Raw genomic sequence first — 14,876 nt, forward strand, 5'->3', positions numbered from 1 at the left:
ACGGACTTTGGAAAGTGGCATGAGAGTGCCATATCGTAAGTTCCTATAAATACCGATGAGTTGATAGCAACAGGTACCCCGCACGACCCCGAAAACGGGTCGTGCCGAGCCTGCCGAATGCAGCTACCTTTTGCCGCTATTGCTTGCGGCGTACCTTAATCGGCCACGCTGCAATGCCAAATTTCTTGGCATCCAACAGCGCACCCGACTTGGTACGACGGAAGCGGCGGAAGATGGTGATGTACTCTTCATCTTGCGTCGTCATTTCCGACCTCGTCAGAAATGCCTCACCGACATGGAACTTACGCGCTTGCAGCAGTCAAATTGTTTACATACAATTCGCGTGCTCCTGAACCGAGCGCATGAAGAGGAAGCCAGAGGCATTTGTCTTCCTTTTCCCCGAACGTCATTCGAGCGCCAACTCGAATGACGTTTTTACATTTCGCGGTGCTTCTTAAGCCGGTCTATCCGAATGCGTGATGCCTCCATCGAGACACCGAACGCGTTCACTAGGTCTTGCTCCGTGCGCAACCCTCGCGTTCGAATCTCATCCAGCGGCATCAAGATTTCGGCCGCGAACTGGTTTGCCTGCCACTCAGAATCTTCGAACGTCTTGAACTCCCGTCCGGGTACTTCACGGTTGAGTGTGCGTTTGTGGCCGAGCAACGCATGCCCAATTTCGTGGAATACCGTAAATAGCGCACGTGGATCGTTCATGCATGCGCGGTCGTACACTTTCTGCGTAAGGCATAGGGTGAACGTTTCCGGAATCCAGCACGCCTCTACACCTGGCGGCAATCCACTTGCGCCGTCCTCTAGAACATCGAGCGTGATTGAATAGCTCGAAAGCTGTTCCAGAAAGCGGCCAAGCGGAATTGGAAACGTCAGGCCCAACGCGATCCGAGCGCGATTCGCGACGTAACGTATGTCGTTGATGCTCTTAGCCGGGACTCGAAACCCGTTTAATGGACCGTGACCGAACATCAGTTACCTCCGATTTTTTTCAGTAGCTGCTTCAGCTTTTCCAGGTCCCCCATGTCCACGTGGTCCCACGACGCTCGCGCAAACCCCGCGACCATAAGTTGATGTTCTGGGTTCAAGCCTTCCAGCGACACCGAGGCGTTCGACACGTCGGCAAGTGGTTGTAACCGTTCTACATGGGTACCTCGTTGCGCAAAGAAGCTCTCAGCCTTCGCAACAAGGTCACTTGGAATCTTTTTCCGTCCTGTTTCCATCGCGCTCAAAAACGCGGAGGTAACGCCTAATGCAATAGCCATGTCCGAGAGCGTGACTTCCGCATCCAGCCTAGCCTTTCTCACGGCCTTGCCAAACGGGGTCAGTGCCATTTCGTTCTCCAGTGAGGGTCCTTCAATTTATCCTTATGCAATCTTAATTTAACCGATTCGGTTAAGATGCGCAAGATATTTTGAGAAAATTCTCGAATAGGGTACATGCGTGGCCGCGCCTTCGTCTTCCGATGTGGAATTGTCGAAGTGGGCTGAGGGAGAGCGGAGGGGGTGGGGCGAGGGGTGGATGGTGTGAAATTGCTTACACCAGCGCTTACACGAATCCAGAAAGCAAAAAGCCCAGCCGGTTAGGGCTGGGCTAAGTGCTTGAATCTTTTGGTGCCGGAAAGAGGAATCGAACCCCCGACCTTCGCATTACGAATGCGCTGCTCTACCGTCTGAGCTATTCCGGCGTGCATCAGAGAAGAAAGATTATAGGAAGTTGCCGCGAATTATGCAAGCCCTTTCCTCATCTTTTTCATTTTTTCGCTTCGTGGTGATAGCGCGTGACGCGCTCGACCTCGTTCTTCGAGCCGAGGAACACGGCCACGCGCTCATGCAGGCTCTTCGGCTGGATGTCGAGAATGCGCTCTTCACCGTTGGTCGCCATGCCGCCCGCCTGCTCGACGATGAACGACATCGGGTTCGCTTCGTACATCAGGCGCAGCTTGCCCGGCTTCGACGGATCGCGTTTGTCGGCGGGGTACATGAAGATGCCGCCGCGGTTCAGGATACGGTGCACGTCGGCGACCATCGAGGCGATCCAGCGCATGTTGAAGTTATCGCCGCGCTCACCGTCCTTGCCGGCATTGAGTTCGCCGATGTACTTCTGCACCGGCTCATACCAGTGGCGCGCGTTCGAGGCGTTGATCGCGTATTCGCGCGTTTCTTCCGGAATGCGCATGTTGCTTTGCGTGAGCACCCACGAGCCCAGTTCGCGGTCGAGCGTGAAGCAGTTCACGCCGTTGCCGGTCGTGAGCACGAGCACCGTTTGCGGACCGTACACGGCGTAGCCTGCGGCGACCTGCTTCGTGCCCGGCTGCAGGAACGATTCTTCGGTGGCCTGCTTGCCGTCCGGGCAGCGCAGCACCGAGAAGATCGTGCCGATCGACACGTTCACGTCGATGTTCGACGAGCCGTCGAGCGGGTCGAACACGAGCAGGTATTCGCCCTTCGGATAGTTGGCCGGGATCGGGAAGAACGTTTCCATTTCCTCCGATGCCATCGCGGCGAGGTTGCCGCCCCATTCGTTGGCGTCGAGCAGGATCTCGTTCGAGAGGATGTCTAGGTTCTTCTGCACTTCGCCCTGGACGTTCTCGCTGCCGGCTGTGCCGAGGGCGTCGCCGAGCGCGCCCTTGCTGACGTTGAAGCTGATCGCCTTGCACGCGCGTGCGACGACTTCGATCAACAGGCGCAGGTCGGCGGGCAGGTTGCTGTGCTGGCGCTGCTGCTCGATCAGGTACTTGGTGAGGGTGGTGCGACGTTGCAAAGCCATTGCAGTACTCCGGATACGCTTGGGAATAGCGCAATTCTACCCGCTCGACTGTGACCGCCCGCCGCACAGCCGTGCAAAATAAAGCGCCAGGGCGCGTCCGGCTTGCTGGTGCGGCTTTTCGCGCGGCGGCGGGTGCGCTCGCGCGGCCAGAAATAATCACGAAAAAATGCGCAAAAAAACCGGCGCGAAGGCCGGTTTGTGGGTTGGCGAGCGGCGCTGTTCCGGCGCCGCGCGTTTTGCCTCGTTTTGTCTGATCAAGCCAGGGCTTTTTCGACGATCTCGCGCACGTCGCGCGATTTCGCCTCGGCGGCCACACGCTCGAGCGCCGTGCGCATCGCGTCGCGCAGCGCGGGCGTGAAGCGGCGCCACAGTTCGAGATTGCGGGCGAGGCGCGCCGCGACCTGCGGATTGAGCGCGTCGAGCGCGATCACCTGGTCGGCCCAGAACGCGTAACCCGAGCCGTCGGCGGCGTGAAACTGAGCCGGGTTCGCGGCGCAGAAGCTGAAAATCAGCGAGCGAGCGCGGTTTGGGTTCTTGATGTTGAACGCCGAGTGGCTCATGAGGGCGCGCACCGTCTCGATGGTCGGGCGTTGCGCCGTGCCGCGTTGCGTGGCCTGCAGCGCGAACCACTTGTCGATCACGAGCGGCTCGTTCTCGAAGCGCACGTAGAAGTCCTCGAGCGCCTTGCGCGCGACATCGACGCCGGTGGCCGCCTGCACGTTCAACAGTGCGGAAAGCGCCGCCGAACGATCGGTCATGTTGTTCGCGGCCTCGTACTGCGCCGTGGCGAGTTGCACCGCTTGTGCGGAATCGCCGAGTTCCGAGAGATACGAGAGCGCGAGGTTCTTCAAGCCGCGGTGTCCGGCTGCCTCGGGCGTCGGCTCGTACGCGCCCGGCGTGACATTGCGCTCGTAGGCCGCGAGCCATTCGGGCTTGAGTGCCGCTGCCAGTTGCTTGCGCACGAACTGCCGCGCGGCGTGCACGGCAGCCGGATCGGACTCGGTCATCTGCTCGGCGAGATACGTTTCCGAAGGCAGCATGAGCGCAAGTTCGCGGAACGACGGCGAGAGCGATTCGTCGGTCAGCACGCGGCGGAAGGCATCGACGAGCGCGACGTTGATTTCGAGCGGCTGGCCCGAGGCAGCGCGAGCGGCGAGCGCGAGCAGTTCGCGCGTGGCGAGGCGCTGGCCTGCTTCCCAGCGGTTGAACGCATCGCTGTCGTGCGCGAGCAGGAACGCGAGTTCGTCGTTGCCGTAGTCATAATCGACGATGACCGGCGCCGAGAAGTTGCGCAGCAGCGAGGGCAGGGGCTTGGCCGGCACGTCGGCGAACGTGAAGGTCTGCTGCGCTTCGGTCAGCTCCAGCACGCGCGTCGTGCCGTGCGCCGCGGCTTCGCCTTCGAGGCGCAGCGGCAGATCCGCGCCGTCCGGGCCGATCAGGCCGATGGCAAACGGAATGTGCAGCGGGCCCTTTTGCGTTTCGCGCGCCGCGGGCGAGCCGTTTGCGTAGCCCTGCGTGAGCGTCACGCTGTAGCAGCGCGTGCCTTCGTCATAGCTCGTCGTCACGGCGACGCGTGGCGTGCCCGCCTGGCTGTACCAGCGCTCGAACTGCGCGAGGTCGCGGCCGTTGGCGTCGGCCATGGCGTGGCGGAAGTCGTCGCAGGTCACGGCCTGGCCGTCGTGACGCTGGAAATACAGGTCCATGCCCTTGCGGAAGCCGTCGCGGCCGAGCAGCGTTTGATACATCCGCACGACTTCCGCGCCTTTCTCGTAGACGGTCATCGTGTAGAAGTTGTTGATCTCGACGTAGCTCTCCGGGCGCACCGGGTGTGCCATCGGGCCCGCGTCTTCGGCGAACTGCATCTGGCGCAGCACGCGCACGTCCTCGATGCGCTTCGTCGCGCGCGCCGCTTCGTTCTCGTCGCCGCCCGACATCGCCGCGGAGAACTCCTGGTCGCGGAACACCGTGAGGCCTTCCTTCAGGCTCAACTGGAACCAGTCGCGGCAGGTCACGCGGTTGCCGGTCCAGTTGTGGAAGTACTCGTGGCCGACCACGGCTTCGATGTTCGCGAAGTCGACGTCGGTGGCCGTTTCGGGATTCGCGAGCACGTACTTCGTGTTGAAGATGTTGAGCCCCTTGTTCTCCATCGCGCCCATGTTGAAGTCGCTCACGGCGACGATCATGAAGCGGTCGAGGTCGAGTTCGAGGCCAAAGCGCTGCTCGTCCCAATGGATCGAGTGGATGAGGGAATCCATGGCGTGGCGCGTCTTGTCGAGGTCGTGCGGCTCGACCCAGACCTGCAGCAGTTTTTCCTTGCCCGAGCCGCTCTGGATGCGCTCTTCCAGCGCCACGAGCTTGCCCGCCACGAGCGCGAACAGGTAGCTCGGCTTGCGGAACGGATCTTCCCATTTCGCATAGTGACGGCCGTCGGGCAGGTCGCCTTCGGCGATCAGGTTGCCGTTCGAAAGCAGCACCGGGCAGGCGATCTTGTCGGCGCGCAGCGTGACCGTGTAGGTCGCCATCACGTCGGGTCGGTCGAGGAACCAGGTGATGCGGCGAAAGCCTTCGGCCTCGCACTGCGTGAAGAAGTTGCCGCTCGACACGTACAGGCCCGAGAGCGTCGTGTTAGCGGCGGGATCGCACGCGCCGGTGAGCGTGAGCTCGAAGGAATCGGGCACGTTCTCGACAGTGAGGCCGTGCTCGTGTGCGCGCACGTTCGCGTAGGGTTTGCCGTCGATCGCCGCGCCGATGAATTCGAGCTGCTCGCCCATGAGTTCGAGATGCGCGTTGGGTTTCGCGTCAGGATTGCGACGCACGCGCAGCGTGCTCTTGACGACCGTGCGCTCGGGCGCGAGGTCGAATTCGAGGTCGACGGTATCGATCAGAAACGCGGGCGGCGCGTAGTCTTCGCGGCGGATCACGGTGGGCGTGGCGGTATCGGACATGGTCTGGATTCGGGCGTGTCGGATCGGTGTGGATCGGAATGGCCGGCCGCGGCGGCATGGACGCCCGTTGGGCGCTGCCTGCCGCCGCGTAGCACGGTGGTTCGCCCCATTGTACAAAGGCTCGGGCCGCTTTGTCCGTCAGCGCCCGGCCTTCGAACTTTCGCGCCGCGCCGCGAGTCAGTATGATCAGGCCCTGCCGCGCGGCGAACGAACCACAAAACAAGACACGACCGGCGTGGAATGCGCACGGATCGGACATGGAACGAGCATGGAATAGGCGCGGCGCGAAGATCGTATCGGAGAGAGCGGCCCCCACGACTGCACTTTTCCAACTGAAGCAACACTGCTACGAGAAGACCATGATGCACGACAGATGGACCCGGCGCGCCCTGCTGATGCTGGCGGCGCTCGCACTCACGCTCTCCGGCTGCACGACTTACGTGACGAGCCAGGTGACCGCTTTCTCCGCATGGGACGGCGGCAGCGACGCCACGCGTACCTTTGCGTTCACACGCAGCCCTGAGCAGAGTCAGAGCATCGAGCAGAGCACCTACGAGCAGTTCGTCGCCAACGGCCTCGCGATGCACGCGTTCCGCCTGGTGGCCGAGCCGCAGGCGCGTTATCTGGTGGGCCTCGCGTATGGCAGCCGCACGGACACGGTGACGGTTGCGCAGCCCGTGTTCTACAACCCCTGGCCGGGCCCGTACTGGGGGCCCTGGAACCCGTGGGGGGCGTGGGGGCCGTATCAGCCTGCCTACGTGAACCAGAGCTATCCCGTGTATTCGCATGCGCTCGGCATTCGCATCACGGAAAAGGCGAGCGGCAAAGAGGTCTACAACGTGCAGGCGCGAACCTCGGGCGACGATCCTTCGCTCGTGCGCGTGATGCCTTTTCTCGTGCAGAGCGCACTGGGGAATTTTCCGCTAGCTAACGGGACGGTGACGGAGGTCAAGATTCCGGTCGGCAAGAATGGCGGCGCGCCGAATGAGACGAGCGCGGCCCCGGCGGGTGCGATGCAGGGCGGCACGGCGGCGCCCCAGGCCACCCCCGCCAAATAGGCAGGTAACGCAGGTTCGCAGAATAAAAAAAAGCGCGCCGGGCCTTGTGTCCGGCGCGCTTTTTTGTTCAGTTCGTGACAGCACGGCACGGCGCATTTCGTGCAACCGGCGCGCAGGGGCGCCGTCGGCGCTCGTCAGCGGCGTGCGCCGTCGCGGCTGTGCACGCGTTTGCCCGCCGCATAGGTCTCGAACACGGCGCGGTCGTCGCCGAGCAGGGCGAGCGCGAACAACAGTTCTTCCAGCGATCCGGCGCGCGCCGTGCGCCGCGCGAGCAACGGCGTGGCCTGCGCATCGAGCACGACGAAATCCGCTTCGCTGCCGGGCGCGAGCGTGCCGATCTTGTCGGCGAGATCGAGCGCCTGCGCCGCGCCCGCTGTCGCGAGCCAGAACATGCGCGTGGCCGTGAGATGGTGGCCGCCCATGCGCGCGACCTTGTGCGCCTCGTTCATCGTTTGCAGCATCGAGAACGAGGTGCCCCCGCCCACGTCGGTGGCGAGCGTCACGGGCATCGACGATTCGCCCGCCTTGTCGAAGTCGAACAAGCCGCTGCCGAGGAACAGGTTCGAGGTCGGGCAGTGCGCCGCGACCGTGCCCGTATCCGCCATGCGGCGGCGGTCTTCGTCGTCGAGCCAGATGCAGTGGCCGTAGACCGCGCGTTTGCGCAGGAGTCCGTAGTGATCGTAGACGTCGAGATAGCTGCGGTGGCCCGGGAACAGCTCCTTGACCCACTTCACCTCGTCCGGGTTTTCAGCCACGTGGCTCTGGATGAAGATGTCGCCGTGCGCCTTCGCGAGCGCGCCGCACGCTTCGAGCTGCGCCTCGGTCGAAGTGGGCGCGAAGCGCGGCGTGAGTGCGTACATCTGGCGCCCGCGGTTGTGCCAGCGCCCGATCAGCTCGGCGCTGTCGTCGTAGCCCGTTTGCGGCGTGTCGCGCAGGAACTCGGGGCAGTGGCGGTCCATCAGCACCTTGCCCGCGACCATGCGCAGGTTCTTCGCTTCGCTCGCGGTGAAGAGCGCGTCGGCGGACTGCTTGTGCACCGTGCAATACACGAGCGCCGTGGTCGTGCCGCACGCGAGCAGCTCGTCGACGAAAAAGCGCGCCGTGTCCTGCGCCACCGCCTCGTTTTCGAAGCCGCGTTCGGTCGGGAACGTGTAGGTGTCCAGCCATGGCAGGAGGCCCGGCGCCGGCGACGCGATCATGTCCGTCTGCGGATAGTGGATGTGCGTGTCGATAAAGCCCGGCACGATCAGCTTGTCGCGCAGATTGTGAACCGTCGCGCCTTCGCTTACGCGCGACTTGAGCGCGGACCACGCGCCCGAGGCGACGACGTGGCCGTCTTCGACGATCACGACGCCGTCTTCGTCAAAGACAGCGGCGTCGGACGATTGCGCTGGGTCGCCGGTGAACGTCAACAGTTTTGCGCGGTAAGCCGATTGAGTCATGGGAACTTCGTCTCCGATAAATTCAGGTATTCGTCCAGTGCGTGCCCCGCATGACCCGTGCCGCTCCTGAAAACGAGGCACGAGAGGGCCCACGGTCCGGCGCTCGCGCGCTGGACCGGATTCGTGTGACAGCCCGGGCTGGGGCTTGCTGTGCGGACGAGTCCGCGTTTTAGTTTGCGCTTTAAGGCGTCGCGCGATTCCAGTTCGCGTCGAGCTTCGCGATCAGCGCGGCGCGTTCTTCGGGCGTCACGAACGAAGCCTCGAAGCCGTTGCGCAGGATCGTGTACACCTCGTCGTCGTCGAGCTTGAGCGCTTCGATGATGGCGCGGTAGTTCTCGTTGACGTAGCCGCCGAAGTAGGCGGGATCGTCGGAATTGACGGTCACTGCGACGCCCTTGTCGAGCAGCGCCTTGAGCGTGTGCTGCGTCATGTCGTCGAACACGCACAGCTTGGTGTTCGAGAGCGGGCACACGGTGAGCGCGACGCGCGTGTCGGCCAGACGCGTGACGAGCGCTGCGTCTTCGATGCTGCGCACGCCATGATCGACGCGATCGACCTTGAGCAGATCGAGCGCTTCGTAGATATACGAGGGCGGGCCTTCCTCGCCCGCGTGCGCGACGAGCTTCAGTCCCATCGCACGCGCTTTCTCGAACACGCGCTCGAACTTCGACGGCGGATGGCCGCGCTCCGACGAGTCGAGGCCCACGCCGATCATCCGGGCATAGCGCTCGAAAAGCGGCCGTGCGGCTTCGAACGTGGCGAGCGCATCGGCTTCGCTCAGGTGGCGCAGGAAGCACAGGATCAGCTTGCTCGTGAGGCCGCGCTTTTCGGCGTCGGCGAGCGCGCGGTCGATGCCCGCAACCACGGTTTCGATCGGCACGCCGCGTTCGGTGTGCGTTTGCGGATCGAAGAATATTTCGGTGTGCACGACGTTGTCCGCGAGCGCGCGCTCGCAGTACGCCATCGTCATGTCGTAGAAGTCCTGCTCCGTGAGCAGCACGCTTGCGCCCGCGTAGTAGATGTCGAGGAACGACTGCAGGTCGGTGAACGCGTAGGCGGCGCGCAGCGCGTCGATCGAGTCGTAGGCGAGCTTCACGTTGTTGCGCTGTGCGAGCGCGAAGATCAGCTCGGGTTCGAGCGAGCCTTCGATATGGATGTGCAACTCGGCCTTCGGCGCATTGGCGGCCTTTTCGACGAGCGCCTTTGCGTTGGCGGCGGTGTTAGCGGGGGTCGTGATCGTCATGTTCGGTTCGATTGGCTTATCAGTTCTTCAGTATTTGACATCACGCGGAATGGGTTGCGGCGGCATGCGCGGCGCTCGCCAACTTCGCCGCCTCGATGGCTTGCAGCAGTTGCGCGGCAGCCGAGACGGCGATGACTTCGGGCGACTTGTCGACGATACCGTCCACGCCGAGCGGGCAGTTCATGCGCGCGATCTGCATGGGATCGATGCCGCGCGCGGCGAGCCGGTGCTCGAACTGCTTGCGCTTCGTGTGCGAGCCGATCATGCCGAAGAACACGAAGTCGCCGCGGCGCAGGATACGCTCGGCGAGATCGAGGTCGCGCGAATGATCGTGCGTCATCACGATGAAGCTCGTGCCGGGCGGGGCGGTGTCGACGGCTTCGTCGGGCGCGTCGTTGGCGTCGATCGCGACGTTGGGCGCGCCCAGCAGCGCGAACGCCTCGGGCGTCGGAAACGCGGCGTCGCGCTCGTCGACCCACAGCACGCGGCAGGGCAGCGTGCCGAGCACGCGCACGAGCGCCGCGCCCACGTGGCCCGCGCCGAACAGCACGACGGGAAAATCGTTCGGCGCGATGGTCTCGGTGAGGAGCAGCGAGCCGCCCGTTTCCCAAAGCAGGCAGTCGGGCGCTTCCACGCCCGGCTCCGGCTCGGAAAGCATGGCCGGATCGGCTGGGGTGCCTTCGCCTTCAGGGCTCCCGTTCCGCGAGGAGCGGAATGATACGCTACGCACGGTCGACGCGCCTGCCGCGAGGCGGCGCGCGAGAGTGGCAAGCCAGCCAAGATCGGCTACGTCGAGGCGCTCGAACGCGAGCACCACGGCGCCGCCGCAACATTGGCCAAGGCTCGGCCCGAGTGCGAGGCGCTCGAGGCGCCGTGCGTGGGGCGTGCGCATGCCGTCGCGCAGCACCTGGCGCGCGATCTCGATGGCCTTCCATTCGAGATGGCCGCCGCCAATGGTGTGGCGGGCCGCTTCTCGCGTGACGATCATCTTCGTGCCGGCCTCGCGCGGCGCCGATCCCTCGACGCGCGCAACGGTGACCAGCACGGCGGCGTCGCCGTGCGCGAGCAATTGCTGCAGATCGGAAAGCCAGGCTTGCATCTGGCGGTTCTCCCTACGAGGCGGCACGTTCATGCATGTGCCGCCGGTTAATCTTCGTGCCTTCGCGCGGGCTGCGCTTCGCGGTTGGAGTGTGCGAGGCGCTGGCGGGTTCGCGCGATCAGTCCATTTTGCCGCAGTTTGCCCGCAGCGCATCCAGCGCATCCAGAATCGCTTCAGGCGTCGCGGGCGCGCGCAGCGGCGCGGCCTTGCGCGCGTCGGGCACTGCCGCACCCACGGCGTCGCGAATCGCGAGCAAGACCGAGAACGGCAAAAGCAGGGGCGGTTCGCCCACGGCCTTCGAGCGAAACACGGTTGGCTCGACGTTGTCGTTGCCGCCGCTGCGGTAAAGCTTCACGTTGAACGCCTCCGGCGTGTCGCTCACCGCCGGAATCTTGTACGTGGACGGCGCGTGCGTCATGAGCCGCCCGTCGCGGTTCCACCAAAGCTCTTCGGTCGTGAGCCAGCCCATGCCCTGAATGAAGCCGCCTTCCACCTGGCCGAGGTCGATGGCCGGATTGATCGACTGGCCGGCGTCGTGCAGCACGTCGGCGCGCACGAGCTTCCATTCGCCGGTGAGCGTGTCGACAACCACTTCGGACACCGCCGCGCCATAGGCGAAGTAGTAGAACGGATGGCCGGTGAGCGTGCGCGCGTCCCAATGCACCTTGGGCGTCGTGTAGAAGCCATCGGACCACAGTTGCACGCGCTTCATGTACGCGAGTTCGACGAACTCAGCAAAAGCGATCGCCTTGCCGTTCGCTCGCACCTGACCGTCTTCGAACGCGACGCTTTCGGGCGCGCCGCCGTATTGTGCCGCCGCGAATGCCGCAAGGCGCGCACGGATCGTCAGTGCGGCGTCTTCGGCCGCCTTGCCGTTGAGATCGCTGCCCGTGGAGGCCGCCGTGGCCGACGTATTGGCCACTTTCGATGTATCGGCGGCACTCACGCGCACGCGTGCGAGCGGCAAACCGAGCGTACCCGCCACGACCTGCGCGACCTTGGTGTTGAGCCCCTGGCCCATTTCCGTGCCGCCGTGGTTCACGAGTACCGAGCCGTCGCGGTACACATGCACGAGCGCGCCTGCCTGGTTCAGATGCGGCACGTTGAACGAGATGCCGAACTTGACCGGCGTGATCGCGATGCCGCGCTTGAGCACGGGGCTCGTGCGGTTGTACGCGGCGATCGTCGCGCGTCGCTCGTGATAGCGGCTCGACGCGAGCAGCTCGTCGGTGAGCGGCGCGAGCACGTTGTCCTCCACGCGCTGGCCGTACGGCGTGACATCGCGCTCGCCAATGCCGTAATAGTTCGAGCGCCGCACGTCGAGCGGATCGCGGCCGAGCGCGCGGGCGATCTCGTCGAGCATCACCTCCATCACGAGCGCGCCCTGCGGGCCGCCGAAGCCGCGAAACGCGGTGTTCGACTGCGTGTTCGTCTTGCAGCAGAGCGCGACGATTTCGACGTCCGAAAGATAGTAGGCGTTGTCGAAGTGGCAAACCGCGCGCGTGGCGACTGCGCCCGAAAGATCGGCGGAATAGCCTGCGCGCAGCGCGATCTCCACGCGCGCGCCGAGGAGCCGTCCTTCGTCGTCGTAGCCCGCTTCGTACGTGTAGAGCGCGTCGTGGCGCTTGCCGGTGATCATGAAGTCGTCGTCGCGATCGGCGCGCATCTTCACGGGGCGCTGCAGCTTGTGCGCCGCGAGCGCGGCGACGCACGCGAACAAAGCCGACTGCGATTCCTTGCCGCCAAAACCGCCGCCCATGCGCCGGCATTCGCAGCTCACACGATGCACGGGCCAGCCGAGCAGATGCGCGACGACCTGCTGCATCTCGCTCGGGTGCTGCGTCGAGCTGTAGACGAGCATGCCCGTTTGCTCTTGCGGCAGCGCGTAGGCCACCTGGCCTTCGAGATAGAACTGCTCTTGCCCGCCCACGGCGAACGTGCCCGCGAGGCGATGCGGCGCCGCGGCAAGCGCGGCGTCGGGCGCGCCGCGCACGAGACGCAGCGGCGGCAGCACGTAGTGCTGGCGCTTGCGCGCTTCTTCGATGCTGAGAACAGGTTCCAGCGGCTCATAGCGAACCACATCGTCGCTTGCGGCGAGCGACGCGGCGCGGCGCGCCAGTTCGTGGCTCGTGGCGATCACCGCGAACACGGGCTGCCCGAGGTACTGCACGATGTCGCTTGCGAGCACGGGATCGTCGTGCACGACCGGGCCGCAGTCGTTCTCGCCGGGGATGTCGGCGGCTGTGAGCACAGCAAGCACGCCCGGCGACGAGCGCACGCGTTCCAGATCGAGCGCGACGATGCGAGCGTGCGCATGGCGCGCGAGGCCGAGCGCCGCATGCACGGTGCCGTGCAGTTCGGGAATGTCGTCGGTGTAGCGCGCCTCGCCGCTCACGTGCGCATCGGCCGATTCGTGCGGCAGCGGCGCGCCGAGCGCGCGTTCGTGGGCGTGCTCGGCGCCTTGATCCGCGTGTATGACGAGCGCTTCGGCTTGATCGTTCATGGCGTGGCTCCGGCGGCTGCGCTGTCCTGGCCATCGTCGTCGCCTTCGGCGAAAGCGAACGCGTTGACGTCGCACAGTGCGAGCGGTGCGTCGTCGCGCGTTTCGAGCCAGCAACGCCACAGCAGGTTACGCGCGACCTTCAGGCGATAGGCGCTGCTCGCGCGCATGTCCGTAAGCGGCTGATAGTCGGTGGCAAGCGCATCCATTGCGCGCTGTGCGCCGGCTTCGTCCCAGCGTGCGCCGGCAAGCGCGGCCTCGGCGCGCGCGGCGCGCTGCGGGATCGCTGCCATGCCGCCGTAGGCGATGCGCGCGCTCGCGATTGTGCCGTCCTCGCGCACGTCGAGTGCGAACGCGGCGCACACCGCCGAAATATCCTGGTCGTAGCGCTTCGAGACCTTGTAGGTGCGAAAGCGCAGTGCCGGGGCGGGGCGCGGCACGCGGACCGCTTCGACGAATTCGCCTGCTTCGAGCGCGTTCTTCTGATAGCCCGTGTAGAAGTCCGCGAGCGGCAGCGTGCGCACGCGCGCCGCGCGGCGCAGCACGAGCGTGGCGTCGAGCGCGAGCAGCGCGGGCATCGAGTCGCCGATCGGCGAGCCGTTCGCGACGTTGCCGCCAAGCGTCCCTGCGTTGCGAATGGGCAGCGAGGCGAAGCGCGCCCATAGTTCCGCGAGTTCGGGGTAGTCGATGGCGAGCGCCGCGTAGGCTTCTTCGAGCGGGACGGCCGCGCCGATCGTGAGCGTCTGGGCGTCGCGCGAAACGGTCTTCATTTCCGCGACGTTGCCGGTGTAGATGACGTTGCCCAGGTCGCGAAACTGCTTCGTGACCCACAGGCCGACATCGGTGCTGCCCGCGAGCACGCGTGCGTCAGGATGCGCGGCACGCAGCGCGGCGAAGGCTTCGAGCGTGCGCGGCGCGTAGAACGTGCTTTCGCCGTGCGCGGCGCCTCTCACGTCGGGGCCGTGATATTCGAAGGTGGCGGGGCGTTGCAGCGCGCGCAACTGCGCCTCGACGCGTTCGCGATCGAGCACCACGCGCGGGTGGCAGGTTTCGTCGAACATGCGCAGCGCCGCTTCGACGATCGGCCGGTAGCCGGTGCAGCGGCACAGGTTACCCGAGAGCGCCTCGTTGATCTCCTCGCGGCCCGGCACCGCGCCGGCCGGCTGGTTCTCGTAGAGCGCCCACAAGGACATGATGAAGCCCGGCGTGCAGAAGCCGCACTGCGAGCCGTGGCAATCGACCATCGCCTGCTGGACCGGGTGCAGTGCGCCATCTGGCTGGCGCAGGTCTTCGACGGTATAGAGCGCGCGGCCGTCGAGGGTAGGCAGGAACTGGATGCAGGCGTTGACAGCCTTGAGCGCGAGACGGCCGTCGCCATCGAGTTCGCCCACGACAACCGTGCACGCGCCGCAGTCGCCCTCGGCGCAGCCTTCCTTGGTGCCGCAGGCGCGCAGATCCTCACGCAGATGCTGAAGCACCGTGCGCGTGGGAGGCAGGTCGCGCACTTCGTGCACGGCGCCTCGGTGGAGGAAGCGGATGGTTTGCGTTGTCATGGTGAACCCGGGGACATTGCGGATCAGGCGCGCGTTACGAGAGGGGCGCGCCAACACCGGCCTCGCGCACGTAGATCGCCATCCAGTTCCGAAGATAGCACCGCTCGCGGCAGGAAAGTATTTCCCCCGCAAGATGGGGGTTATGTGACTTGGGTCATGACGCCGTCACAGCGCACATGGCCGTGCGCAGGTGTTGCGTGCGGCGATCGCGCCTGGACGGCGGGAGAGGTGCGGGAGTCGTGCGCGATTCGATGC

11 protein-coding genes and 1 tRNA gene are annotated in these 14,876 nt (G+C 65.0%); 1 reads left to right on the top strand and 11 read right to left on the bottom strand.

What is annotated here, in order from left to right; all coding sequences use genetic code 11:
* Positions 1–136: 136 nt before the first annotated feature.
* The 6 genes from VSR72_RS30575 to pepN form a co-directional block, all read right to left on the bottom strand.
* Positions 137–265 (bottom strand): hypothetical protein, encoded by a 129-nt coding sequence (locus VSR72_RS30575; RefSeq protein ID WP_342956012.1) that lies wholly within the window; start codon positions 263–265, stop codon positions 137–139.
* Between the two features lie 170 nt (positions 266–435).
* Positions 436–984 (bottom strand): ImmA/IrrE family metallo-endopeptidase, encoded by a 549-nt coding sequence (locus tag VSR72_RS30580; RefSeq protein ID WP_342956013.1) that lies wholly within the window; start codon positions 982–984, stop codon positions 436–438.
* Positions 984–1,346, bottom strand: a complete 363-nt coding sequence (locus VSR72_RS30585) for a helix-turn-helix transcriptional regulator (protein ID WP_342956014.1) — start codon at positions 1,344–1,346, stop codon at positions 984–986. Before VSR72_RS30585 ends, VSR72_RS30580 begins: the two co-directional genes overlap by 1 nt.
* 277 nt (positions 1,347–1,623) lie before the next feature.
* A tRNA-Thr gene (locus VSR72_RS30590) sits at positions 1,624–1,699 on the bottom strand.
* 65 nt (positions 1,700–1,764) lie between these two features.
* Positions 1,765–2,781 carry a class 1 fructose-bisphosphatase gene (locus tag VSR72_RS30595; protein ID WP_342956015.1) on the bottom strand — a complete coding sequence of 339 codons (1,017 nt, stop codon included), beginning with the start codon at positions 2,779–2,781 and terminating at the stop codon, positions 1,765–1,767.
* A gap of 254 nt (positions 2,782–3,035) precedes the next feature.
* Positions 3,036–5,726 carry an aminopeptidase N gene (gene pepN, locus VSR72_RS30600; protein ID WP_342956016.1) on the bottom strand — a complete coding sequence of 897 codons (2,691 nt, stop codon included), beginning with the start codon at positions 5,724–5,726 and terminating at the stop codon, positions 3,036–3,038.
* A 359-nt stretch (positions 5,727–6,085) separates the two neighbouring features.
* Here pepN and VSR72_RS30605 point away from each other — a divergent pair, with 359 nt between their 5' ends.
* Entirely contained in the window at positions 6,086–6,784 is a 699-nt protein-coding gene (locus tag VSR72_RS30605) for a DUF4136 domain-containing protein (RefSeq protein ID WP_342956017.1), read from the top strand.
* Positions 6,785–6,918: 134 nt separating this feature from the next.
* Here the strand turns inward: VSR72_RS30605 and guaD are convergent, their stop codons facing one another.
* From guaD to xdhA, 5 genes are all read right to left on the bottom strand, one after another.
* Positions 6,919–8,226: a guanine deaminase gene (gene guaD, locus VSR72_RS30610; RefSeq protein WP_342956018.1), complete on the bottom strand. Its 1,308-nt coding sequence runs from the start codon at positions 8,224–8,226 to the stop codon at positions 6,919–6,921.
* A 181-nt stretch (positions 8,227–8,407) separates the two neighbouring features.
* Positions 8,408–9,469 carry an adenosine deaminase gene (locus VSR72_RS30615; protein ID WP_342956019.1) on the bottom strand — a complete coding sequence of 354 codons (1,062 nt, stop codon included), beginning with the start codon at positions 9,467–9,469 and terminating at the stop codon, positions 8,408–8,410.
* A 40-nt stretch (positions 9,470–9,509) separates the two neighbouring features.
* Complete coding sequence (gene xdhC, locus VSR72_RS30620; protein WP_342956020.1) at positions 9,510–10,568, bottom strand: xanthine dehydrogenase accessory protein XdhC; 1,059 nt, start codon at positions 10,566–10,568, stop codon at positions 9,510–9,512.
* A 118-nt stretch (positions 10,569–10,686) separates the two neighbouring features.
* Positions 10,687–13,071, bottom strand: a complete 2,385-nt coding sequence (gene xdhB, locus VSR72_RS30625) for a xanthine dehydrogenase molybdopterin binding subunit (RefSeq protein WP_342956021.1) — start codon at positions 13,069–13,071, stop codon at positions 10,687–10,689.
* The gene (gene xdhA, locus VSR72_RS30630; protein ID WP_342956022.1) at positions 13,068–14,621 is read right to left on the bottom strand and encodes a xanthine dehydrogenase small subunit; all 1,554 of its coding nucleotides are present in this window, start codon (positions 14,619–14,621) and stop codon (positions 13,068–13,070) included. The genes xdhB and xdhA overlap by 4 nt, the downstream gene beginning before the upstream one ends.
* Positions 14,622–14,876: the final 255 nt, after the last annotated feature.

The sequence above is a fragment of the Paraburkholderia sp. JHI869 genome, assembly GCF_038900775.1.
Lineage (GTDB): Bacteria > Pseudomonadota > Gammaproteobacteria > Burkholderiales > Burkholderiaceae > Paraburkholderia.

What these genes read in the sequence shown, in the direction of transcription:
- VSR72_RS30580 (WP_342956013.1), bottom strand. Translation starts at nt 984, where the DNA reads ATGTTCGGTCACGGTCCATTAAACGGGTTTCGAGTCCCGGCTAAGAGC.
- xdhB (WP_342956021.1), bottom strand. Translation starts at nt 13,071, where the DNA reads ATGAACGATCAAGCCGAAGCGCTCGTCATACACGCGGATCAAGGCGCC.
- pepN (WP_342956016.1), bottom strand. Translation starts at nt 5,726, where the DNA reads ATGTCCGATACCGCCACGCCCACCGTGATCCGCCGCGAAGACTACGCG.
- VSR72_RS30585 (WP_342956014.1), bottom strand. Translation starts at nt 1,346, where the DNA reads ATGGCACTGACCCCGTTTGGCAAGGCCGTGAGAAAGGCTAGGCTGGAT.
- VSR72_RS30595 (WP_342956015.1), bottom strand. Translation starts at nt 2,781, where the DNA reads ATGGCTTTGCAACGTCGCACCACCCTCACCAAGTACCTGATCGAGCAG.
- xdhA (WP_342956022.1), bottom strand. Translation starts at nt 14,621, where the DNA reads ATGACAACGCAAACCATCCGCTTCCTCCACCGAGGCGCCGTGCACGAA.
- guaD (WP_342956018.1), bottom strand. Translation starts at nt 8,226, where the DNA reads ATGACTCAATCGGCTTACCGCGCAAAACTGTTGACGTTCACCGGCGAC.
- VSR72_RS30615 (WP_342956019.1), bottom strand. Translation starts at nt 9,469, where the DNA reads ATGACGATCACGACCCCCGCTAACACCGCCGCCAACGCAAAGGCGCTC.
- VSR72_RS30575 (WP_342956012.1), bottom strand. Translation starts at nt 265, where the DNA reads ATGACGACGCAAGATGAAGAGTACATCACCATCTTCCGCCGCTTCCGT.
- xdhC (WP_342956020.1), bottom strand. Translation starts at nt 10,568, where the DNA reads ATGCAAGCCTGGCTTTCCGATCTGCAGCAATTGCTCGCGCACGGCGAC.
- VSR72_RS30605 (WP_342956017.1), top strand. Translation starts at nt 6,086, where the DNA reads ATGATGCACGACAGATGGACCCGGCGCGCCCTGCTGATGCTGGCGGCG.